Here is a 22,415-nt window from a genome sequence, read left to right as displayed (position 1 = left end):
GTTTTTGACCAGAACGCAGTCTGCAACAACGCTCACGACTAACAATCGCAACCTGATGTGGCTGGCTTGTGTCATTTTTGCAGCAAAACTCGTGATGCTCGTGGTCCTGGCCGTGAACACTCGTTTCGTGATGGACGAGTTTTGGCAGTTTGGTCAGTCAAAATACCTTTGGGCGGGGTTCTACGACACCATCTGGCCGGTGAAATCCGTGGGTTATGCGCTCTGGTACTGGCCGGCACACTGGCTGGGTTGGGACGCGACTTCTACGCTGATGGCCGGCCGCATACTGGCTGTGGGAACGGTGATGGCGACGCTTGGCGTTGTATTCGCCACGTCCCGAGCACTCGGGTTTTCGCGAGTGGCGGCGCTCGTGTCGCTTGTCCTCTTGCTGTCCGTCTCGACGTACATGGAGCGTTCGTTCCGGCTCCGCTCAGAGACACCTGCAATTCTGTTCGCCGCCCTAGCATTATGGTTGCTGGTAGCAGTGGAGGGATTGCCACGCCTTGTTCGAATCGCGTGGGCTGGGTTGATGACTGGCTGCGCGTTTCTTTGTACTCAGAAGGCTATATATTTCAATGGCGCATTGGGGCTCGGGCTGGTAACGGCCTTTTGGCTTCACGCGAGTCTACCCCGAGCCTTTGTGGCTGGCGCGACCCTTCTCGGCGGTTGGGCGGTGGCAGTCTTCGGCTACGGGCTGGTTTTCGGAGGGTTCGATGCGCTAGCGGTCTTACGGCATCTGGCGGTTGGACCTGCAGATCTCGCGATTAATGGTGGCTCGCTTTATAAGGGGCTGGGGCAGTTCGTCGGGCAGACATTGGGGCGAAACATCGTTGCTTATGTCTTTTTCTTCTCCGGTCTCCTGTTGGCGCTGACCGACCTCCGGCGGAACGCGCCTGGGTTCACAATCGCCGCAGTATTCACCGCCGTTCTGGCCACTCTGGTCTTCACGCACAATCAGACTTGGCCTTATGTCTTCACCATGGCATTGCCGTTCCTCGCACTATGGGGGCCAGTTCTCTACGCACATTACGTTTCGCGACCAGTATGGCGGACTGTTGCGCTTGTCGCTGTAGTGTTCGTTGTCCTGTCAAGCTTCGGTCGGAACATCGCCTATCTCGACCATGACAACCGCAAACAGTTTGAGGTGATCCGGTCCGCCGAGATGATCGTTGGCCCGAATGGCACCTATTTTGACGGTATTGGAATTCTACCCACACATTTCGAGTCACCACGCCGCTGGCTTGACGCTCCAGCAATCGCACGGATCAATTCGCGTCGAGACTACGTAGTTGATGCGCTCGCCGCCACACCTCCGGACCTGATCATCGAGACGAACCGAACGGATCGGCTGCCAGAGACCTTTGCGACATGGGTGTCGGCACGATACGTAATGTTGGCGCCGGGCCTGCTCGCGCCAGGCAAAACCCTCCTGCCTGATATGCCCGCGACGCTCATCGTCGCTGCACCAGGCCGGTTCGTTCTCGAGGATCCGTCACAAAACCTTTTGATCGACGGCGCGCACGTTCGTCTGCCAGTAGAGCTTGCGCCGGGCACCTATACGCTCGCAACGGTTAGCGCCGACGCGCCCACCCGCCTGATCCCCGAGGGCGTCGCAATCCCAGCCCTACAGACACCGCGCGTGCCCCTTTTTTCAGAAATCTACACACGATAACTATGACCTCGAGAAACACTCTCTTTAAGCCCCTTCGCAGAACTGCAGTCCGCACCGTCAAAGCAGCGGTTGAGCGCTTGCGTCCCGCTGACATGCGCCAGCTTTGCTATATCCATATCGGCAAATGTGGTGGCGCGACGGTCAGCGCGTCGATCGAATCGAGTCCTGTGATCGCCAAGGCCTTTGACCGAGTATCGACCACCCACGTGGCGCGACCTGTTTACAAACCGCTCAATCGATACCTCTTCGTCGTTCGAAACCCGATCGACCGGGCCATATCGGCGTTCAACTGGCGCTATCGGTTGGTCCATGAAGAGACAACGCCAGACCACCGCTTCCCGAATGAGGCGGAGATTCTTAAGCGGTATGGCACACTCGAGGCGCTCGCGCTTGCACTTTACGACGGAGACCGGCTTGACCCGGAAGTGTCAGAGGATTTCCGAAGTATTCATCATCTGAAGGAGGACATTGCCTTCTACCTTGAACCCGCATGGGAGGTCATCGACGCTGAGCAGGTGTTCGCCGTTCTCTGCCAAGAGACCCTCAACGTCGACATCGAGAGGTATCTCGGTAGCCCGACATTTGGGCGCATCCATAACAACCGTTCTACCATGCCCGATGACCGGACAAAGCTGAGTGATGAGGCGCGCACCAACCTCGCACGTTTCCTCGCACGAGACTTTGCTGCGCTCGAACGGTTGATGACGCTTTTTCCCCTAAGCGAAGACCGTCGCGCATCTCTTCTGAAGATCTGAGGATCAAGAAACTCGCTGAGGCGTCCGTCAGATCAAGCCTGAAGTTTCACATCTTATCAGATTACACGGCGGACCGCGCGATGTGCATTCTTCTCCATTCGACCTACGACAACCTTATTGACCACACAGTCGCAAGGCCAAATTGCAGACCTGAGGCAGAAATTTATAGGCTGTGACCCTCTCCACGACCCCTGTCTCTGTCGATTTCCCGTTCCAGTTCATGCTCGTCGTCACGATCCCGTTCTGCATCATGGCCTTCACCCCGCTCCAACGTCTCACGCGGCTTGTTCAGTACGCTTTCCAACCGATCCCGGATCGACGGCTTGTCCGCACTGTCGTCATCCCAATCCGCCTCGGCACGCGTTAGCTATATGGAGAGCACACGCGCCAAGGCGCAGCAGCACTCAACCGAAGTGGACCCTTTTTACTCCGGTACCTGGACCCTTTTTGCTCCGGGATTGACACCGCTGAGACAGTGCTTGGTCTTTGGAGCCAAGCTCGTTGGCTGCTCAATTCGGTGGACAGCCGCGGTTGAATAGGAACTGCACCAATGTCGGGATTGGGCCGCGAGAAACAGCAAACCGACACCCAAAAAGTTGGAACTAAGTTCTAGCTCCAGCAACTGATCTGCAGCTCAGGATCTAATTTCGTTTCTAATAGGAGTATTTTGGGGGTGCCTTCCAGTGTCGAACGTCCACCTCGTTTCTGGTCCAACTATGACGGTTGGGTCAGGTTCGTGTGACGTTCAACAGGATGTCGGGCGACACATAGTTTTGCCATTTGGCGACATCTAAGTAATTGATTTTATGTAAACTTGGTTTTCTGAAGCGCGCAAACTTTGCCATTTGCGACTCAAAGGGTTTCCATCAAATCAGAATGGTCAAAATGCTGCCACTAGTCTTCAGTGCTATTTCTGTAACTGAGCCTCCTATGTTTGATTGACACCAACCAAATCAGAATAAGAACGCTCACCGCGAGTGATTTGACGTTTGAGGGTGTTCGTTGCTGCTTTTACTTTACCCTCGCCCAATAGCGATGTGATCGCTTGATGTTCCTTGTAAGATTTCTTCGTTCGATTGGAACGCTTGGACAGATGTGTCCGCATAGTTTGGACGATATCACTGACGTTTTGATATCCATCCCGCAGGTAACTGTTTCCGCAGGACCTGAAAAACGCGTCGTGAAACTCGGCGTCAAGTTCCAAGTACTGCTCGAATTCATCCGCTTCCTGCACTTCCGACATCTTCGAAACAATTGTAGCCAGCTCATTGATCAGAACCGACGGGTTCTTTTCAAGCGCCTGCTCCAAAGCTGCAGATTCTAGGATGAGCCGATACTGGCAAAGCTGCACCACGTCCTCTTGAGAAAGAGAGAATACAAAGGCTCCTCGATGAGGAAAGATCTGAACGAGCCCCTGAAGATTCAAAGCCGATAGCGCTTCGCGAATCGGAGTTTTGCTGATGCCCATGGCATTTGACAGCTTCACTTCCGGCAGCGATTCACCCAATTGAAACGTGCCATTGATAATGCCTTTTCGTATGTGCTCTTCAGCAGTTTTACTCAACGAATTCGGGCGCTTAATCTGCAAAATCTCGGTCATTTTCACTTCGTCCTATTTCGTCTCTCTAACACAATAGCACATGTAAGCTTGATTTCTATATTATATCTGATATCTCAGATAATAGATCGAAAATTTACTAAATCCGTGGGAGGATACCTTGTTCAAGAAATCAACATTGGCGCTTGGCGTCGTCATGTCAGCCGGGCTTGCTTTTGCAGCATCCGCTGAAACAGTCATTAAGGTTGGGCATGGCGCAGCAGAAGCGTTTCATATGCATCGCGCGCTACTGAAATTTGAAGAACTGGTCGAAGCTGGCTCGAATGGTGAGATCGACGTACAGATATTCCCCTCGTCGCAGATGGGCCCTGATCGCGAGATGATCGAAGGTGTTCAAACCGGCGTTCTCGAGATGGCCATTCCTCCTTCCTCTTTTTTCGCGGGCTGGGATCCGGCCTTTGCAGTAATTGAACTGCCTTACATGTATTCCTCCAAGGACATCGCCTTTGATGTTCTTGATGGTGATGCTGGTGATGGCATGCTTGCACGGGTCGAAAACCAGGGATTGGTAGGTCTTGGCTGGCTTGAATTGGGTGTACGCAATGTGACCAACAATGTTCGTCCGGTTGCAACCCCCGCAGATCTCGAGGGTGTCAAGCTGCGTACCATGAAGGTTCCGGCGCATGTGGCGACATTCGAAACGCTCGGGGCGAACCCGACGCCAATGAACTTTGGTGAGGTCTATTCTGCTCTCCAGCAAGGCGTGATCGACGGCCAGGAAAACCCACTGGCGATCATTACCTCACAGCGTTTCTACGAGGTGCAGAAATACCTTTCAACCACGGGCCATGTCTTTGCGGTCTATATGCCCGTCATCTCCAAACCGTTCTTTGACTCGCTGTCCGCAGAGCATCAGCAACTGGTCCGGGACTCGATGGCCGCCGCACGTGACTATCAGGCGGAACTGGTCGCAAACGAAGATGCGGAACAGTTGGAACAGATCCGTGCTGCCGGTGTCGAGGTTCTGGAGCTGACTGCAGAGCAGCGACAGGCCTTTGCTGACAAAACCGAAAGCGTCCGCCTGCAGTATCGCGACGAGGTTGGCGCCGAAGCCTATGACGACTGGGTAGCAGCGGTATCCGCAGCGAGCGGAAGCTGACCCTCGGACTACTCAGCCAATACGGGCACCCGTGCCATGAAGGTTCGGGTGCCCCTTTCGTTCAAGGGGAGGTGAACGGTGTCGGTTATCAAATGGATCGATATGAATGCCGAAAAGGTCTTAGCCAGCGCACTTCTGGCCGCGATTGTCTTGTTGATCTTTGGCAATGTGTTCATGCGCTACATTCTGAATGCCTCTCTTTCATGGGGCGAAGAGCTAACGCTTTGGCTGTTTGTATGGTTTGTCTGGATTGGCGTCAGCTATGCATTCCATACAGGCGATCATGTGCGTATCACGGTCCTGCGTGATGTCCTAAGCGAGCGCGCAAGGCTTTACGCGGATGTTGTGATCGCGCTTCTTGTCCTTGGATTTCTGGTCGTTCTGACAATTGAATGCATCAAGCTTATCCGACAGCCTTTTGTAGCCAGCCAGACGTCGGTCGTTTTAGGACTACCGATTCCGATCCTTTATGCTTCGGCGCCGATTGGCGCTGGCCTGTCCGCGATCCGCGTCACTCAACATCTGATCCGAACCCTGCGTCTGATCGCAGGAACCAAAGCGTGAGGAACCCGGCATGCTTGCAACAACGCTCTTCCTGACGCTTTTCGCCCTTCTGCTCTTCAGCGTGCCAATTGGCATCTGTCTGGGCCTAGCCACCATGATCGTGATGGTCTTTGTGGACGGCACCCCACCCATGGTTCTTTTGGCACGGTCCGTGGTAACAGGCGCGGACTCGTTTCCTCTAATTGCCGTCCCTCTGTTCATTTTGGCAGGCGACCTGATGCAGCACGGCGGAATGTCTCGTAGACTGGTTGGGTTCGCCAATGCACTGATCGGGCATATCCGGGGTGGGCTTGCTTACGTGAACGTACTCGCCTGTGTGTTTTTTGCCGCCATATCCGGCTCATCTCCTGCGACCGTAGCCGCCATCGGGTCGAACATGATCCCAGAGATGGAAAAGGTCGGCTATACGCGCAAATTCAGCGGCGCATTGACAGCATCCTCAGGAATGATCGGTGTAATGATCCCGCCAAGTATTCCCTTCATCATCTATGGTGTTACTGCCGAGGTTTCGATCGGCAAACTGTTTCTTGCAGGCGTTGTTCCTGGCATCCTTTTTGCCCTCATGTTCATGTTGGTCGCTCGTGTTCTGCTGCGAAAGGACGAGGTTGTTCAGCAATCGACGACTACGTTCTCAGGCCCGGGCGTCTGGCAGAGCTTCCGGTCTTCCATCTGGGCGCTATTGGTGCCGGTAATTATCCTTGGGGGCATCTACAGCGGTATCTTCACCCCAACCGAAGCCGGTGCCGTGGCCGTAGTCTATGCCGCTTTCATCGGCATATTCGTCTATGGCGACATCACCCTCAAGGACCTGCCAGAGGTTTTGGCGGGCAGTGCAAAGACCAGCGGGACCATTCTGATATTGGTGATCATGGCGACCGCCTTTGGCAGGTTGATCACGCTCGCAAGAATCCCGACAGAGCTCGCAACAACGATCACCAGCCTGTCCGACAACCCAATCATCATCCTGTTGCTGATCAATCTGCTGTTGTTGGTGATCGGAATGTTCATGGAGACGATTTCGTCGATCATCATCATGACGCCGATCCTGCTGCCGGTTGCAACCGCGCTGGGTGTCGATCCGATCGTTTTTGGTGTCATCTTGACGGTCAACCTGGCCATTGGGTTCTGCACACCGCCATTGGGTGTGAACCTGTTCGTGGCCAGTAGCATTTCGAAGGTTTCCATCGAAAGTCTCAGCCGGGCGATCCTGCCATTCTTTGTCGGCATGCTGATCTTGTTGATGTTCATCACCTATGTGCCCGCAATTTCCTTGGCCCTGCCATCCCTTTGGTGACCGACTGAGGAGCTTCAAACGTTAGACAACGAACAGAGGACCCGGATGGATCTGGACCTTTCCCACCCGTCGATAGAAGACCTTCGGAAAACCGCACAAAAGCGCATTCCGAAGTTTGCCTTCGAATACCTCGACAGCGCGACCGGCCGGGAGCTGGGGTTGAAGGTCAACCGGGACGCACTTGACGCCATCGGATTCATGCCGCGTGTACTATGCGGCCGAACAAAGGCCGACCTACAGACTACATTGATGGGTAAAACTTACGATCTGCCATTCGGGATAGCACCGGTAGGTATGTCCGGCCTGATGTGGGCAGGAGCAGAGCGGATGCTTGCAAAGGCTGCGGTCGCTCACAATATTCCGTTTTCGTTGTCCAGCGTGGCGGTTGCTTCACCGGAAGATGTGGCACCTTACATTGGAAAAAACGGATGGTTTCAGCATTACCCGGTGAACTCCGGCGATCTGCGTCGCGCCATGCTGCCGAGGATTAAGGCAGCGGGATTTCATACGCTGATTGTCACGGTGGACGTTCCAGAAGAGAGTCGGCGCGAACGACAACGCCGCGCCAATCTGACGGTGCCTCCAAAAGCTGACCTGCGCACGCTGACAGAAATGGCGTCACGACCCGCCTGGTGCCTTGCACATCTTCGCGAGGGCATCATGCCACGTATGCGGTTCTTTGACGATTACGTCCCGACCCGCGGACGAGAAAGTTTTACCCATGCAGGCGCTCTGATCCGTGGGATTCCGGATTGGGACTACCTGCGTGACCTGCGACAGGAATGGGAGGGTCGCCTGATCGTCAAGGGTGTCCTGCGGCCGGAGGACGCGCAAAAAATGGTGGCCGAGGGCGTGGATTGCATCTGGGTCTCAAACCACTCCGGGCGTCAATTCGAAGCCGGGCCCGCCGTGATTGACCAACTCCCGAACATCCGCGAGGCGGTCGGAATAGATGTGCCACTAATCTACGACTCTGGCGTTGCCTGGGGATTGGACATCATGCGTGCCCTGGCGAAAGGTGCAGATTTCGTCATGGTCGGGCGCGCCTTTCAATATGCTGTTGCAGCGTTCGGAGCACGAGGGATCGACCATCTCGTTCACATCCTGAAAGCTGACATTGAGGCCAACATGAGCCAGCTTGGCAGCGAAAACCTCGGCAGTCTGGCAGAGCACCTTCTGAGAACAGGCTGATCGGCGCTTGCGGCGCGTGGCGTATCACCCAGGCGCGTTGTCATCCTCGTCAATTAGGCCCTTGACGATCAGATCCGCGGTTGAGCGCGAACATGCCATTGGCAGATTATAAACCGTTGCGAGACGGGTCAGAGCCTTAACGTCGACGTCATGTGGCATGGGTGAGAGAGGGTCGACTAAGAAAATCAATGCATCCAGTTTCTCTTCGCAGATCATGGCGCCTATCTGTTGGTCGCCTCCGAGTGGCCCGCTTTTAAGGCAGGTCACATCCAGTTCTGGATAGGCTTGCTTAATGCGACTACCGGTAGTCCCAGTCGAAAAGATTTGTACTCTGGACAGACGGGCCAATTGCAGACCCACCCATTCAACGATTTCGTCCTTTCGCGCATCATGCGCTACAAGCGCGAAACGCGGCGCATCACCGGATGAATTGTTCAACGTAATCTTCTCCAAGACCGACTTCCCCGAAATGTTTTCGGCACAGATCAATCTTGGTAAAGACATCTTCGTAGCCAGTGACCTTGCCCCACGGATCAACATAGCACATCACGCCATTGACCTGGAAATAGGTGACCATCTCTTCAACATCGTCGGGAACGACCAAAGTATGAGTCTCACCCGGCGGCTCAAAGACATATCCCCCCTCTTCCGCAACCCAATCATGTTCCAGATAATGCCAGCGCCCTTTCAGGACAAAACCGTGGACTGGCTGTGGATGGCGGTGCCGCGAAAGGACACCAGCTTTGCGCACTTTGAGAAGGTTCATCCAATAACCTTGCGAGCGGTTCAAGCAGAGCGGTCGGAACCAGACGTTCTCTGCCTGCGGAACCCATAGCCTGTCGTCTTCGCTCATGGCATTCGGGATCACGATCTCGTCTTGCGCATCCTTGGGAAACGGCAACTGATATGGCATTCGGGCGGTGTCATCGTCATTCATTGATTTTCCTCACATAGCGAGATAGCCGCCATCGACCGGATAGATTGATCCGGTCACAAAGCTGGCGTTTTCACTCAAAAGCCATTGCACAAGCGCACCGACTTCTTCGGGTTTCCCCCAGCGTTTCATAGGCGTACGCGCCATGATCCCCGCTGTTCTTTCAGGGTCTTCCCGAAGGCCCTGGGTCATCTCTGTCTCAATCCAACCCGGCGCGATGGCATTGACCCGGATACCGTCTTCGGCCCAGCGACCTGCGAGCGCCTTGGTCAACTGTGCCACGCCGCCCTTAGAAGCGGAATACGCCGGAACCAAAGGCCCACCAAAGGTACTGAGCATAGAGGCGGTGTTGACGATGGCCCCACCTGTTTCCGCTAAGAAAGGATGCGCGGCGAGGCAGCAGCGCATAGTACCAGTCAGGTTCACATCAAGCACCTTAGCGAAAACGTCAATGTCGTATTCTTCGCCACGCAGAAGAATACCTGCGCAGTTCACCAAGGCATTCAGACCCGTGAGTCCACTGAATACATCACTAATTGACGCCTGGTCGGTGACATCCAAGAGCTGCACGTTGATCCCGTCCTGAGGCTCGAATGCATCCATTTCGGATCGGGAGGCGGATGCGGCAATGACGGACCAACCTGCGTCTGCCAACGACCGTGCAACACCCGCACCAATCCCTCGCGTACCGCCCGTTACAAGGGCCTGTTTCATCCAAGTTCCTCCAATACACTGGTGAAGGCGCGCGCGCGCCTGCCGATATCATCCAATGTATAGCTCGGTTTGAACAGAGCGGAGCCCAGCCCATATCCATCTGCACCCGCGGCATGATACGACGCCATCGTATCCGGCGTTATGCCCCCTACCGCAGCGACGACTGCGTCTGCAGGCAATACGGCGCGCATGGCAGCAATGGCAGCTGGCGGCACCATTTCCGCCGGAAAGAACTTGAGGACCGATGCTCCGATATCCAACGCCGTAAAGGCCTCGGAGGGGGTCATGACTCCTGGACACCAATAAAGATCCCGCGCGACAGCCGCGCGCCCGACGTCCGGGTTCATATTGGGCGACACGATGATCCGCCCGCCTGCATCAGCAACCGCCGCGACCTGTTCCGTAGTCAACACGGTGCCAGCGCCGACTATGGCTTGTGCGCCATGTTTCGCAACGATCTGCCCTATCGATTCCAGCGGGTCCGGTGAGTTGAGTGGCACTTCGATTATCCGAAACCCGGTATCGAAGAGTACATCAGAAACCGGGCGCGCATTTTCTGGTGCCAGCCCCCGCAAAATCGCAATCAGCGGGTTCTCGGCAAGAGCTGCGGTGAGGTCAATCATCCGACCAACCCCGCAGCGCGAGCAATCAGAAAATGCCCTTTCGCAACGATATCATCTGGCGCGCGACGGCTGTCGAAACCAGCAGTTCGGAGCGCTATTTCGTATCGGTCGGACAAGTCGCTTCGTCCAACAACAGTGATCGTGCCGACGTCTCTTTCTTCACCGTTCGCAGCGGCAACCTCGGTCCCGATCAACAAGCCCGACAAGTAATCGGCCGTGGCAACCTTTGGGATTTTGCCCATGAGAGGAAGCGTCCGAACATGAAACAGGCTGTGCAGCAGGTTCGACTCACCACTGAGGCCCGCCTTTACGCCCATCACGAATGCGTCTTCGCTGAAGGCGTCCTCCTTCATCAAGGTGCCAAGGATCGTGTGTTCTTTCAGCGCCGAAAAGATCTCACCTGTCATGTAGGTTGAGAAATCCACGATCTTCCCATCCGCAACCTGAACCCATTTGCTGTGCGTTCCCGGCATCACGAACATACCTTCGCTCAAGCCTAGCGAAGATGCCCCGATGATCTGGGTCTCCTCGCCGCGCATCACGTCGGGTCCCCCGGCATGTTCTGTCGAAGCACCCGTCACAAAATGAATACGCGCTCCGTTGGCCGCTTCGTGCGGGACCAATGCTCGCGCAAGACCGCCAGCACCCAGCGGCATTTCGGCATATTGCGTTTCTACCCAGCCATTGCGGCTGGTGATCATGCCAGATGCCAGGATCGGCAGGTTGGCCTTGGCAACCCAAGGGCCGATGAGACGATCAAGGACCGCGTCAAAGGTTTGTCCTGCAACTTGCATGATACCTTCTGGCGACGAGACCCCATCGATCACGTCGCCCTCCGCACCAATTAGAAATGCACGAAACGATGAAGTGCCCCAATCTACGCCGATCAGCGCTGGCTCAGATGCGACCGAATTCATTCAGCAGATCCTCAACGGTTTTGCCTTGGGCCACCCATTTACGGGTTTCCTCCTCACGGTCAGCTTGCTCTTGAGCAAGGCGCACGGTTTCTTCGGCGATTTCTTGTGGAATAACGACGACGCCCATTAGATCAGCTACAATGAAATCGCCGGGGTTTACGACGACGCCACCACAGGCAATTGGCACATTGATCGAAAGTTCTTCTTTACGTTCCGAGAACATCGTGTGCGTTCCACGCGGTGTGATCGCGCGCGTCCAAATTGGCCAATTGATGTCTTCCAGCTCATCTGTGTCGCGCCCGGTGCCATCAACGATCATACCGCGTATGCCACGATTCTTGGCCAGACCGCCCATTAAACCGCCGCAGACTGACGTTTGACGATCACCACCCGCGTCCACGACGATCACGTCCCCGGGTTGTCCCATTTCAAGCGCTCTCAAAGGATCGACCAGATCACCTTTTGAAAGCTGAACCGTCACGGCCTGGCCTGTAACCTTGGCACGGAAAGCGGGCTTGATGGCGCTGTCCATCACGCCTGTTCGGTACTGCACATCCGCAAAAATGGCAGCAGCAGAGTACGCCTCCAACACCTTGTCGAATTTTTTGAGAAGTTCCGGGTTTCTTTCAAAATCATTGAAAACCCTGAGGTCCGTGCTGACGTCTGGCATTCTTGTCTCCTGTTATGCGGTAGATACGGCCAACGCGTCGGCATTGACTGTGTAGTCGGGGTTTTGTCCTGTCAGGACCTTGGCCACCTGAGTGGCCGCAGTGACCCGCGCTGCGTGTATGGATTCCTCGGAATAGTAGGCCGCATGTGGCGTTACGAGGACGTTGGGCAGTTTGAACAACGGGTTGTCATCAGGCGTCCAGTTGGCGCGCTTGGCCGGTTCTTCTTCGGGGTCGTCGAGCCCTGCGGCTGCCAGATGGCCTTCGGTCAGCGCCCGGAACAGGGCTTTATTGTCGACCGTTGGTCCGCGTCCAGTGTTCACGAGTATCGCACCGGGTTTCATGACCGAAAATTCGGCATCCGACAAAAAGTGATGCGTGTTCGGCGTCATCGGCGCCTGCATCAGGATATAGTCGGACCTTGCCAGCAATTCAGGCTTGCTCACCAGCTCGACCCCAATCTTTGCCGCGACTTCTCTTGGCAAATACGGATCGTAGGCGATGACCGTAACTCCGAAAGATTGCGCCCGCGCTACGATGGCTTGCCCTATTTTTCCCAGCGAGACGACACCCATCGTCCGCCCGCGCAACCGGTAGACCGGCTGCCCGCTTTGCCACATCCAGACCCCTGCATGAGTGGCCCGATCATAGTCGGGCAACTTGCGCGCCAGGGTCAGCCAAAGGGCAATCGCGTGATCGGCGACTTCCTCGGTGCAATAGTTTTGCACGTTGGTAACGAGGATGCCTTTTTCCGTTGCCGTGCCGACATCCACGATATCTACGCCTACGCCATAACGCGCGATGACCTCGCAGTTCCGCATCCGCGTAATCGTTTCCTTCCCGATCCGGGCATATTGATTCATCATCGCTGCGCAATGCGGCGCGACATCAAACAGGTCTTCCTGGCGCTTGGCCTGAAGCGCAATCACCTCGGCTCCTGCGGCTTCCAGGATTTCCGTCTCAACGGCAACATCACCAAAGTCGTAATCGGTTATCACGACCTTGGGTTTGTCCGTTCTGGGGGGAAAGTCGGCGCGATCAGTCATAAGCACCCGCCGAATAGGTCAATTCGTACGAGTGGCTGTAGAGCTCGAAGATGTTGCCAAACGGATCTTCCATATAGACCATGCGATAGGGTTTCTCACCCGGGTAATACTTGCGCACTTGGCTCATGCGCTGGCGCCCGCCCAAGTCTTCGATAACCTTGATGCGGCCTTCCAGATCCTCGTCCTGTACGCAGAAATGAAACAAGCCACGCCGCCAATATTCAAACGGGCGTTCTTCTTCGACGGTCTTCGGGAACTCAAACAATTCAATGCCAACACCGTCGCCCATTGACAAGTGCGCGATGCGGAAGCTTCCCCAACCTTCCCCAAACACATCGTCGCACATCTGACCGATGGCGCTTTCGTCATGCAGGATTTCAGTTGGTTCCATCAGCACGTACAGGCCGAATGCCTTGGAATAAAACTCCACGGCTTTTTCCAGATCGGGAACTGTGATGCCAATGTGAGAGAAAGTAAGAGCGGCCATAGCAGGCTCCTCCAGTTAGCAGTTAAAGAATATTGCGAACGATGCCGCCTTCGATCCGATGCGCAGAACCATTGGAGGCTGTGCTTGCAGAGATCGTGACGATCATGCGGGCGACTTCGTCTGGTTGGACAAAGCGTTGTATGAGTGATGTGGGCTCATCTGATTTGAAGTAGTTGTCCACGATCGTGTCGAGCGGCTCACCCTTTTGATCGGCGAGGCCGTCAAAATAGGCTTCGACACCTTCGGTCCAGGTTGGACCAGGCAGGATCGAGTTGACCCGGACTTTTGTCCCCTTTGTCAATTCTGCCATGCCACGTGTCAGACCTAACATGGCAGTTTTAGTGACAGAATAATGCACCATCTGAGGTAGTGGTTTCACTGCCGCTTCGCTGGCCATGTTGATGATGGATCCCTTATCCCGGCCAAGCATGTCAGGCAGGAAAATTCGGCTCATCCGAACGGCGGACAGGACGTTGATGTTGAAATAGTGCATCCAGTCGTCATCCGTGAGATCCTCAAACGGCTTAACCGAAAAGATGCCGACATTATTCACCAGAACGTCTACGGCACCGCGAGCTCGCGCAAAATCCGCCAGTGTTTCTGCATCTGAGGTCTTGGTTAGGTCGGCCGCAATGCCCTCAACGTCGCCCAGAGATGATAGGTCGTTGACGCAGTCGGACACTTCCGCCTCGGTCAGGCCATGCACGATGACCCGCGCGCCCTCTTCCAGGTAGACCTGGGCAGTGGCTTTGCCGATGCCGGAACCTGAGCCAGTCACCAGGACAAGTTTATTTTTGAGCCCCAGATCCATCTCAGGCCTCCTTCTTGACGTTAGATGACTGCTGCGATGAAGTGCGGCCGAACATTCGACCCATCAAGCCCGAAATCTCCGCGCGCCACATGTCTATGCCGACGGCCAACAGAATGATCAGGCCCAACACGATGTTCTGAACCGAAGATGGCGCAGCGTTCAGGTTCAAACCATTCTGGACGATAACGATTGTCATCGCCCCCATCAGCGTGGCGAGGATGTTGCCACGACCGCCTGCAAGGCTGGCTCCGCCAACTACAGCAGCGGCAATGGCCTGCAGTTCCAGCGTCTGGCCATAGTTGGGTGAACCAGAGTTGAGGCGCGCTGACATCAGGATCGCACCAACCGCAGTCATGAAACCTGCGATGACAAATGTCGTCGTCTGAACTTTACGTACGTTGATACCCGTAAGAACGGCAGCGGCTGGGTTGCCACCCACGGCATAGATCTCACGGCCGAGTTTCGTGAAGTTCATAGTGAACGCGGCAAGGACGTAGAAGAACACGAGGTAGAAGAAAGGCATCGGAACGCCGAACAGCTTGCCGTAAAATATTGGCTCCAGCGCCGGATCCAGCGAAAAGATCGGCGATCCATTGTTGAAGGTTAGGGCAAGGCCCCTGAAGGCAATCAACGCTGCCAATGTTGTGATGAAAGACGGGATACGCCCGTAGGCTGTTATCAGCCCAATGAACAGACCAAGCAATCCGCCCATGAGAAGAATGAGTGGCAATGCCAGTACCAGTGGAATGCCAACAAATTTCAACATCTGCGCAAGGATCATGGTCAGCAAAGCCACCATAGACCCGGAACTCAGATCGATGCCCGCAGCGAAGATCACGATAGTAGACCCGATTGCGATCAAGGCCACGATGCTTACCTGTAGCGACAAGTTAGAAAGGTTGCCCGGGTTCAGGAAGCGTTCCGTCGTAAGTGCCACGATCAGTGCGACGATCACCATTGCTGCAAATGGTCCGATCAACTGGGTGTCAAAGATCCGCTTCATGCGAAAGCCTCCTTAGGCTTGAATTGAGGAGTGTCGGCGGACGCGCGCACAAGGTCGTCATGAGTAAGGTCGGATGCATCGACCGTGCGCACTATCGTTCCGTGCTGCACGACGGCAATCCGATCGCTCATCGCAAGCAACTCATCATGGTCTGAACTGATCAGAATGATCGATTTTCCCGCCCGCGTGAGCCTGTTAATCAGCTTGTAAACAGCGATCTTGGCGCCGATATCGATCCCCTGCGTCGGCTCATCAAGGATCAGGATGTCAGAGGCTGAGAACAGCCAGCGTGCAATCACAATCTTCTGCTGGTTACCACCAGACAAGAAGTTGACCGTCTTTTCCTCAGCCTGGGTCGAGATTTCCAGATCGCGGATCAGGTCATGGGTAGCTTGCTCTTCCGCCTTAAGATTCAACACGCCGAACCGGCTAAGCCCGCCGAGGGAGGCTGCGGTTACGTTCCCGCTTGCGCGGAAATTGAAGAACAACCCGTCAAACTTACGGTTCTCCGGAACAAGGGCCAATCCAGCACGGATCGCATCGATTTCCCGGCGGAAGCGAACCGGCTTGCCGTTAAGTGTTATCTGTCCGCCCGTCAGCTCGTCTGTCCCGAACAGGGCGCGAGCGATTTCTGTGCGGCCACTGCCCAATACGCCACCCAAGCCCAGAACTTCACCGCGGTGCAACGAAAACGATACATCTTTCACGCCCGAATTGGTGGCCAGACCCGCCGCCTCCAGCACAATATCCTTGGTCGCGTTTTGCTCCTTGGGATAATGCTCACCAATGTCCTCACCGACCATTGCGCTGACAATCTCAGAGACGTTGATCTTGGTCTCGCCACTTGCGCGCACAACACAGCCGTTGCGCAAGATCGTCACCTCATCAACGATCCGTTCAACCTCATCCAGCCTGTGCGAAACATAGAGAATAGCGGTTCCGCGTTCACGCATATTGCGCAGTAACTGGTGCAGGCGTTCAATTTCATCTTCACCCAATGCCGCCGTCGGCTCATCCAGGATGATCATGCGAGCGTCCATCGCGACGGCTTTCGCGATCTCGACCAGTTGTTGCTCGCCTACCGATAGCGAGCCGGTGATTGTTTCGGGAGAAACATCGACATCCATTTCCGCCAAAACGCGCGCGGCTTCGTTGTGGACCTTGGCCCAGTCGATCACGCCAAAGCGGGACCGAGGCATATTGCCAAGGAAGATGTTTTCGCCAACCGACAAGGTGGGCACGATAGAGAATTCCTGAAAAACTGTTGCGACGCCCAGTTCACGTGCCGCCTGCGGGTCGCTGATCGTGACCGGCTTGCCATTGTGCAGGATTTGACCGCTATCGGGTTGCTGCACGCCGGACAGTGTCTTGATCATAGTCGACTTGCCACAGCCGTTTTCACCCAGCAGCCCATGAATGGAACCGGGCATAAGCCGGATGCTGACCTTGTCATTCGCCAAAACCCCAGGATAGGCCTTGGTAATATCGACAAACTCCCAAAGGGGCGTTGCGGGTGTCATCGCGATTGCCTCGACAAAAGTGAAACTCGGTTGGTTTGCGACCCGGCAGCACGCGCACGCGCCACCGGGAAGCGGGGAGAAAACTCAGTACTCTTTGGACGGCTGCGGGAAGAGCTTTTCTGGCTCTTGCAGCACGCTGATCGCACCATCTTTGTCTTCAATTGATGTGGGCGTTTCGATCCAGCCGCCGGGATAGGACCCGTTGAGCGCATCAATGGTTGCGTGCATAGCCGCCTTACCCATCAGGAATGGTGAGGTGTTGACGGTTGCCGTGATGTTGCCAGCCGCAATTTCTTCAAGGCCGGACGTGTCGCCATCATTGCCCAAAAGGACGATGTCACTGCGGCCAAGCGCTTTCGCCGCAAAAGATGCCCCGATGATCATGTAGTCGTTCGCCGCAAAGATCATGTCGAGATCGGGGTTCGACTGCAGGATATCCATGCCAGCTGTGTTGCCGCCTTCAACGTTCCATTTACCGTCAATCGACACCACAACGTCGAAGTTTTCGTTGCCCTCGATACCGTCGAGGAAGCCGCCCACCCGCTCGGTCGAGTGATAGCCAGGCTGCCCTTCGATGATGCCTACTTTCAACGGTTGATCACCATAAGTCTCAATGGCCCAATCAGCGATAGCATGCGTACCGTTCCGCTGAGAGTACCCGACAACGCCATGAATGGGTGTCGGGAAGTTCGGGATGTCCGAGTTGATCATCAAAACTGCCATGCCCTTGTCGACGGCCTGCTTAAGCAGTGGTGCGGCAGCAAATTCATCGTGTGTACCAAAGATGATCGCATCCACATCCTGCGTCAGCACATCCTGGATCATACCCATCTGGCCGTTGATGTCCGCACCGGACTGGGGCGCAAGCATGAAGACTTCGACCCCGGCCTCAGCAGCAACCGCTTTGATACCTTCACCGATGGCGATGTAGTAGTTGAACTCGGTCGCCGGCGGCATATACGCGATCCGGAACGTATCGTTCTTGGGTTCTATTGCATCGATTGGCGCTTGTGCCCCGTCCTCAAGTGGAACCGGTGTTGGATAATTTTCCGCCAGAGCGACCGTTGCCAGCGTGGCGAACCCCGCGGCAAGCGTAGTGGTCATAAGCGTTTTCAACATAGTTTTCTCCTCCAGAATTTCGTTGGTTATCCTTTGAATGGCGCGTCGATCACGCCACGAACGCCGGGTTTCACAGCAAAGAGGCCGCCGGATTCCGGTTCTTTTGTTAAAGCTGCTTCGTCACTCATCAGCCTTGAGGTCGTGATGAACAGCGTGTCGAGATCAGGGCCACCGAAAGCGCAACAGGTTGGCTTCCAGACCGGCACCTCGATCACGCGATCTATCGTGCCATCAGGTGCGACGCGAACAACGCGATGGCCTTCCCATTCGGCGTTCCAGACGCCCCCTTCGGCATCGACACAGGACCCATCAGGCAAGCCGGGCTCATCATTGAAAGAAGCGTGCCGCCGACGGTTCGAAACGGTTCCATTGCGGGTGTCGTAATCAAATGCGACGATTTCCCGATCCGGAGTATCCGCGAAGAACATCGTCTCACCGTCGGATGTAAAGCAAGTCGAATTGGCGCAAGACACTCCTTCGATAATCGTCCGCACACTCAAGTCTTTATCGACGAGGATGACTGACGAATCGGCCTTACCAGAAACTTCGTTCATGCCTCCAACAATCAATCGCCCCTGGCGATCGGTTCGCCCGTCGTTCAGCCGTGTCTCCGGATTGTTCGGCTCGAATCGTGCCACGAGGGTGTCCTCGCTATTGGGCGAATCGAACAAGACAACTCGATCAGCATAAGCAACAATCAGACCGCCAGACGCGCGCGGCGCGAAGCAACACACACGCTCCGGCATCTCATGAGAGGCAGTTTCTGACGTTGCAGCATCAAATGACCAAAGCGCACAACCTTCAATGTCGGTCCACCAGACAAGACCATCGGCGGGATTCCAGAAAATCCCTTCCCCGTGCTGGTTCTTACAATCGACGACCAACTCTGCGCGCACTTTTTGATCTCCTAAGTACATTCTGATATCTGATATACCAGCTTGCCTAATCTGGTGTATCAGATATCTTGCATCTGGCAACACCTTTTTTTGGAGATATCCTCAGATGGCGCTTGAGAGACCCAAGTCTTTGCGTGAACTCGCACTGGAACATTTGCGGAATAGTATTATCGATGGCTCCCTGAAAATGGGTCAGGTTTTGTCGGAGCGAAAAATCTCCGAAGAGCTGGGCGTATCGAAATCGCCAGTCCGCGAAGCACTCGCTCAATTACGTGACGAAGGGTTGGTCAGTATCGAGCCTCAAAAGGGCGCACGCGTTTTTTCGCTGTCTGAGCCGGAAGTGACTCAGATCTGCGATTTCAGACAGGCTATCGAAACTGCCGCCTTTGAACTTGCGTTGTTGCGGAACCCGGAAGGTCTTGCCGGCGACATGCAGCGTGTCGTGAAGGACATGGAGAAAGAACGCAGGCGAGGTAATGAAAAGGGCTACCTTTCACTGGATACCGCATTTCATCAATTGATTTTTGAACATGCAGGTAACGACTACCTGACGGCCAGCTATACACGCTACATCGGCAAGATTGCCGCATTGCGAACCCATTTGGCGAAGCTTCCACAGCACACTGAGCTCTCCTTCGATGAGCATTCGAAAATCGCTATTGCCGTTCGCGAAGGCGACATGGCCAAAATCAAATCTCTTCTCACTGCGCATATTGACCGCACCAGACAAGCCTACAAAAGCGCCGCCATCGTCCTCGAAGGAGCGACCGCATCCTAGCAAAAACGTAGCTTCGCTGTGACGGGGGCGGGCCAAAACAGCGCCGCCCCTTTCTCTTGGGCACCTCCCGGTCTTTTCTTTTTCAGTTGACATCTGAGATATCAGATGCCAATCAAAAGGCGGGAGGAAGCTTGTATGACGCCAGTAATGAAGCCTGATTCACCAGGGCTACAGCCACTGATCCAGCTGGATCGGGTTGGCAAAAGTTTCGGCACGAACATTGTTTTGGATGGCGTCGACTTTGAATTGAGACCCGGCGAAGTTCACGCGCTTTGTGGGGAAAACGGCGCCGGAAAATCCACCTGTCTCGGCCTGCTTTATGGGCTTCACCAACCCTCTGCTGGGCGTATCCTGTGCGACGGCAAGGAACAGCGAGTCGAAAGCCCATCGCACGCGCAATCCCTGGGCATCGGCTGTGTTTTCCAAGAGCTCAGCCTCGCTGGCGCGCTCTCTGTTGCGGAAAACATCTACGCGGGCCGCGTACCCACCCGGTTCGGCGTAGTTGACTGGCCCGAACTGCGCCGCCGAGCGGAGGCGTTGCTGGCGGAATTCGGTCTGGATATCGACGTCTCAACACCCGTGGAAAACTTGCCGATCAGCTCCCGCCAGATTGTTGAAATCGCCAAGGCTCTGTCGTTGAATTCCCGCGTCCTTTTGCTGGATGAACCGACATCTGCATTGGCACCCGACGAAGTAGAGGCACTATTTGAAGTCCTAAAGTCCCTGACAAAAAAAGGGATTGGCATCGTCTATGTCAGCCACCATATGGCCGAGATTTTCCAGATCTCGGATCGCATTACCGTTTTGCGAGATGGGCGACACATCAGCACTTTACCGGTTTCGGAAACTTCTCAGGAACAAGTCGTTGCCGAGATGATCGGCGGCGCTCACCCCGGTGATGTCACGCGGTCAGGCAAGATTAACGGCGAAGAGGTTTTGCATGTCCAACACCTAACCCATCCAGGTGAATTCGAAGACATTTCCTTCTCCATTAAAGCCGGAGAGATTGTAGGCATGGCGGGGTTGATGGGCGCTCGCCGTAGCGAGATTGTTCGATCGATTGTCGGGCTGATGCATGGCGCGACCGGGGAGATCAGACTTCACGGCAAGCCTGTTAACTTTGCGTCCTTGCGGCAGGCGATGCGTGCTGGGGTCGGGTTTGTTCCCGAAGAACGCAAGACTGAAGGCCTCTTTCTGGAACAATCACTCAGCGACAACCTGATCGCGGCCAGTCTTTCCGATCATGCGTCTGCTGGGTTCATGCGTTCGGGCTCGATCAAAGCAGCCAGCCAAAAAGCCATTGACGCCTTCAGTGTCAAAACCAGCGGGATTAACGAACTTGTTGGTGATCTCTCAGGGGGCAATCAGCAAAAGATTATGTTGGCCAAGTGGCTCAAACGCGCGCCAGCTCTTCTGATCATTGAGGAGCCCACAAAAGGGGTCGATGTCGGAGCCAAATTCCAAATTCACACGGAACTTTTGCGTCGAGCAGCCGAGGGAATGGCCATCCTCGTCGTGTCATCCGATTTTCCCGAACTTGTCTCTCTCTCGACCCGCATCCTTGTCGTCCACGACGGTCGCCTCATGGGAGACATCGCAGCCGCTGAGGCAACCGAAACCACGCTTCTTCAAATGGCCGCCGGAAATTCCGCCCCAATTGTTGATGCGCCCCAATCCAATCAATCAGGAGTCGCGACGTGACCATGACCGCTCAAGCCAACTTGCCCATGAAGCGTCCGCTGCTGCGCCGTGTTTTGCAAGCTTTTGTCGATATTCGTGAACTGACGCTGATCGTTCTGATCGCCGCCATCATCATCGTGATGTCCAACGTTAATCCCTATTTCCTCAGCTTCTCGAACTTTCGAGCCGTGGCCGTGGGCATGGCCCCCACCGCGATCATCGTGATCGGTATGGCGATCCTACTTGCATCCGGCGGGTTCGATCTTTCCGTTGGATCGGTTATGGCTTTGTCTTCTACCGTCGTAGCCATGCTGCTTTTGACTGGCATGCCAATTCCGCTCGCTGTGGTATGCGGATTAGTGTTGGGTGGAATTGTCGGGGTAGTGAACGGTTTGCTCGTGACCGGCCTCGGGATCAATCCGCTTATCGCGACCCTCGGCACGATGTCGATCGCGCGAGGCATCGCTCTTGTCCTGACCGAAGGTTTTTCTGTCTCAAGCCTGCCGGCATCATTTGCCTGGATCGGCAAAGCTGACATAGGCGGCTTTCCGGTAATCGTCTTGTTCACCATTCTGCTCGTCGTTCTGTTTGACCTGGCCGTCCGCCATACGCGCTTTTTCCGTCAGGTCTATTTCATCGGCGCCAATGAAAAGGCCGCGATGTTGTCAGGCATCCATGTCACACGCGTGCGTATCATTCTGTACGCACTGACCGGTATTCTGGCTGCTTTGGCAGGTGTATTGCTGGCCTCCCGTCTGATGAGCGGCACGCCCACGGCAGGAAACGGTATCGAACTTCAGGTTCTGGCAGCGGCTGTCATCGGTGGCGCATCCCTACGCGGCGGCGAAGGTACTATTCTTGGTGCTTTCCTCGGCGTCGTTTTCGTCGCGTTGATCAACAACACTATGACGATGCTGGCCGTATCGATCTACTGGCAGATGATCGTCATCGGCGGTGTACTCGTTACAGCGGTCGCCTTGGACATGCTGATCCGAAGCAAACGGGGCTGAGCCCGAAGCTTTCCAA

At 55.2% G+C, this 22,415-nt stretch carries 24 protein-coding genes; 10 read left to right on the top strand and 14 right to left on the bottom strand.

Annotated elements, in window-relative coordinates; all coding sequences use genetic code 11:
• Positions 1-4 precede the first annotated feature (4 nt).
• The 3 genes from ACRZ91_RS07090 to ACRZ91_RS07080 all read left to right on the top strand — a co-directional run bounded on the left by ACRZ91_RS07090 (position 5) and on the right by ACRZ91_RS07080 (position 2,794).
• Positions 5-1,672 (top strand): DUF7056 domain-containing protein, encoded by a 1,668-nt coding sequence (locus ACRZ91_RS07090; RefSeq protein WP_480903666.1) that lies wholly within the window; start codon positions 5-7, stop codon positions 1,670-1,672.
• Positions 1,673-1,749: 77 nt separating this feature from the next.
• Positions 1,750-2,427 (top strand): hypothetical protein, encoded by a 678-nt coding sequence (locus tag ACRZ91_RS07085; protein WP_480903663.1) that lies wholly within the window; start codon positions 1,750-1,752, stop codon positions 2,425-2,427.
• A 172-nt stretch (positions 2,428-2,599) separates the two neighbouring features.
• Positions 2,600-2,794, top strand: a complete 195-nt coding sequence (locus ACRZ91_RS07080) for a hypothetical protein (protein WP_480903660.1) — start codon at positions 2,600-2,602, stop codon at positions 2,792-2,794.
• A 561-nt stretch (positions 2,795-3,355) separates the two neighbouring features.
• Here the strand turns inward: ACRZ91_RS07080 and ACRZ91_RS07075 are convergent.
• Positions 3,356-4,027, bottom strand: coding sequence for a GntR family transcriptional regulator (locus ACRZ91_RS07075; protein WP_480903657.1), 672 nt, complete (start codon positions 4,025-4,027; stop codon positions 3,356-3,358).
• Positions 4,028-4,145: 118 nt separating this feature from the next.
• On the opposite strand from ACRZ91_RS07075, the gene ACRZ91_RS07070 reads away from it, so the two are divergent.
• The 4 genes from ACRZ91_RS07070 (at position 4,146) to ACRZ91_RS07055 (ending at position 8,193) form a co-directional block, all read left to right on the top strand.
• A complete protein-coding gene (locus ACRZ91_RS07070; protein WP_170411654.1) occupies positions 4,146-5,144 on the top strand; it encodes a TRAP transporter substrate-binding protein in 999 nt (332 codons plus the stop codon).
• 78 nt (positions 5,145-5,222) lie between these two features.
• Complete coding sequence (locus ACRZ91_RS07065; protein ID WP_480903653.1) at positions 5,223-5,708, top strand: TRAP transporter small permease; 486 nt, start codon at positions 5,223-5,225, stop codon at positions 5,706-5,708.
• 10 nt (positions 5,709-5,718) lie between these two features.
• Entirely contained in the window at positions 5,719-7,002 is a 1,284-nt protein-coding gene (locus ACRZ91_RS07060; protein ID WP_010437263.1) for a TRAP transporter large permease, read from the top strand.
• A gap of 45 nt (positions 7,003-7,047) precedes the next feature.
• Complete coding sequence (locus ACRZ91_RS07055) at positions 7,048-8,193, top strand: alpha-hydroxy acid oxidase (RefSeq protein ID WP_480903650.1); 1,146 nt, start codon at positions 7,048-7,050, stop codon at positions 8,191-8,193.
• Positions 8,194-8,217: 24 nt separating this feature from the next.
• On the opposite strand, the gene ACRZ91_RS07050 is transcribed toward ACRZ91_RS07055, so the two are convergent.
• From ACRZ91_RS07050 to ACRZ91_RS06990, 13 genes are all read right to left on the bottom strand, one after another.
• Complete coding sequence (locus ACRZ91_RS07050) at positions 8,218-8,631, bottom strand: methylglyoxal synthase (protein ID WP_480903647.1); 414 nt, start codon at positions 8,629-8,631, stop codon at positions 8,218-8,220.
• On the bottom strand, positions 8,612-9,130 hold the full coding sequence (locus tag ACRZ91_RS07045) for a 2,4'-dihydroxyacetophenone dioxygenase family protein (protein WP_010437260.1): 519 nt from the start codon (positions 9,128-9,130) through the stop codon (positions 8,612-8,614). The genes ACRZ91_RS07050 and ACRZ91_RS07045 overlap by 20 nt, the downstream gene beginning before the upstream one ends.
• Before the next feature lie 9 nt (positions 9,131-9,139).
• Complete coding sequence (locus ACRZ91_RS07040; RefSeq protein ID WP_480903644.1) at positions 9,140-9,841, bottom strand: SDR family NAD(P)-dependent oxidoreductase; 702 nt, start codon at positions 9,839-9,841, stop codon at positions 9,140-9,142.
• Positions 9,838-10,464, bottom strand: a complete 627-nt coding sequence (locus ACRZ91_RS07035) for a 2-dehydro-3-deoxy-6-phosphogalactonate aldolase (RefSeq protein ID WP_480903642.1) — start codon at positions 10,462-10,464, stop codon at positions 9,838-9,840. The genes ACRZ91_RS07040 and ACRZ91_RS07035 overlap by 4 nt, the downstream gene beginning before the upstream one ends.
• Entirely contained in the window at positions 10,461-11,381 is a 921-nt protein-coding gene (locus ACRZ91_RS07030; protein WP_480903639.1) for a 2-dehydro-3-deoxygalactonokinase, read from the bottom strand. The genes ACRZ91_RS07035 and ACRZ91_RS07030 overlap by 4 nt, the downstream gene beginning before the upstream one ends.
• A complete protein-coding gene (locus tag ACRZ91_RS07025) occupies positions 11,362-12,051 on the bottom strand; it encodes an RraA family protein (RefSeq protein ID WP_480492536.1) in 690 nt (229 codons plus the stop codon). Before ACRZ91_RS07025 ends, ACRZ91_RS07030 begins: the two co-directional genes overlap by 20 nt.
• Before the next feature lie 12 nt (positions 12,052-12,063).
• Positions 12,064-13,095 (bottom strand): C-terminal binding protein, encoded by a 1,032-nt coding sequence (locus tag ACRZ91_RS07020; RefSeq protein ID WP_480903636.1) that lies wholly within the window; start codon positions 13,093-13,095, stop codon positions 12,064-12,066.
• On the bottom strand, positions 13,088-13,582 hold the full coding sequence (locus ACRZ91_RS07015) for a lactoylglutathione lyase family protein (RefSeq protein ID WP_108861949.1): 495 nt from the start codon (positions 13,580-13,582) through the stop codon (positions 13,088-13,090). The genes ACRZ91_RS07020 and ACRZ91_RS07015 overlap by 8 nt, the downstream gene beginning before the upstream one ends.
• Positions 13,583-13,604: 22 nt before the next feature.
• On the bottom strand, positions 13,605-14,393 hold the full coding sequence (locus tag ACRZ91_RS07010; protein ID WP_480903633.1) for an SDR family NAD(P)-dependent oxidoreductase: 789 nt from the start codon (positions 14,391-14,393) through the stop codon (positions 13,605-13,607).
• Position 14,394: 1 nt separating this feature from the next.
• The gene (locus ACRZ91_RS07005) at positions 14,395-15,396 is read right to left on the bottom strand and encodes an ABC transporter permease (protein ID WP_170675551.1); all 1,002 of its coding nucleotides are present in this window, start codon (positions 15,394-15,396) and stop codon (positions 14,395-14,397) included.
• The gene (locus tag ACRZ91_RS07000; RefSeq protein ID WP_480903630.1) at positions 15,393-16,916 is read right to left on the bottom strand and encodes a sugar ABC transporter ATP-binding protein; all 1,524 of its coding nucleotides are present in this window, start codon (positions 16,914-16,916) and stop codon (positions 15,393-15,395) included. Before ACRZ91_RS07000 ends, ACRZ91_RS07005 begins: the two co-directional genes overlap by 4 nt.
• An 84-nt stretch (positions 16,917-17,000) precedes the next feature.
• Entirely contained in the window at positions 17,001-18,035 is a 1,035-nt protein-coding gene (locus ACRZ91_RS06995) for a sugar ABC transporter substrate-binding protein (protein ID WP_010437249.1), read from the bottom strand.
• 26 nt (positions 18,036-18,061) lie between these two features.
• Positions 18,062-18,931, bottom strand: a complete 870-nt coding sequence (locus tag ACRZ91_RS06990; RefSeq protein WP_480903627.1) for an SMP-30/gluconolactonase/LRE family protein — start codon at positions 18,929-18,931, stop codon at positions 18,062-18,064.
• A 106-nt stretch (positions 18,932-19,037) separates the two neighbouring features.
• Between ACRZ91_RS06990 and ACRZ91_RS06985 the strand changes: the two genes are divergently transcribed.
• The 3 genes from ACRZ91_RS06985 (at position 19,038) to ACRZ91_RS06975 (ending at position 22,399) form a co-directional block, all read left to right on the top strand.
• Complete coding sequence (locus ACRZ91_RS06985) at positions 19,038-19,709, top strand: GntR family transcriptional regulator (protein WP_170546594.1); 672 nt, start codon at positions 19,038-19,040, stop codon at positions 19,707-19,709.
• A gap of 135 nt (positions 19,710-19,844) precedes the next feature.
• A complete protein-coding gene (locus tag ACRZ91_RS06980) occupies positions 19,845-21,410 on the top strand; it encodes a sugar ABC transporter ATP-binding protein (RefSeq protein WP_480903623.1) in 1,566 nt (521 codons plus the stop codon).
• Between the two features lie 2 nt (positions 21,411-21,412).
• A complete protein-coding gene (locus ACRZ91_RS06975) occupies positions 21,413-22,399 on the top strand; it encodes an ABC transporter permease (protein WP_174818509.1) in 987 nt (328 codons plus the stop codon).
• The last annotated feature ends 16 nt before the right edge of the window (positions 22,400-22,415 follow it).

The sequence above is a fragment of the Ruegeria sp. O11 genome (assembly GCF_056535285.1).
The sequence above is the reverse complement of the archived record's forward strand: the minus strand, read 5'-3'. Positions and strand labels throughout refer to the sequence as shown.